Raw genomic sequence first — 549 nt, 5'->3', positions numbered from 1 at the left:
CCGCGCGGTCGAGGAGGCGCAGGCCCTCCCAGACGGTGACCTGGTTGGCGGTCAGTACGGGCTTGCCGACGGCGGCCTCCAGGGCGGACAGGTGGGCCGCGGTGTGCAGGGCGGTGTCCGGCAGCAGCACCGCCCGCGCCCTAGGGTGGTCGCCGGCGCGGGCCAGGCCCAGCACCTCCGCCTCGCCCCAGGTGCCGACCTCGGCCGCGGTGATGACGCCGCTGGCGCGCGCCTGGACCACCTCGATGCCGGCCGCCCTGAGGAAGGCCGTGAAGCGGTCGGCGACGTCCCGCGGGTACGTGGCGGCCACGGCCACCCGCTCGGCGCCGATGGCGCGCGCCGCGCGGGCGAAGGCGAAGGACGTGCTGGACGCCGGGGTGCCGGCGGTGACCGCCAGCTCGCGCACCTGCGCGCCGGCGCCCTCCCAGCCGAAGACGAAGCTGGCGCTGGTGCAGGCCCAGACGACCGCCTCCGCGCCGCGCCGGCGCAGCTCCCCCACCCCGGCCGCGAGCCTGGCCGCCGAGCCCATTTCCACCAGGGCGTCCAGCC

1 protein-coding gene is annotated in these 549 nt (G+C 78.5%); it reads right to left on the bottom strand.

The genetic code is table 11. The features are described from left to right. Positions 1–549 (bottom strand): aspartate/glutamate racemase family protein (locus KUM32_RS38785; RefSeq protein WP_217146489.1); only part of this gene is annotated, 549 nt, incomplete at both ends.

The organism is Streptomyces sp. AC627_RSS907, assembly GCF_019049165.1.
The sequence above is the reverse complement of the archived record's forward strand: the minus strand, read 5'-3'. Positions and strand labels throughout refer to the sequence as shown.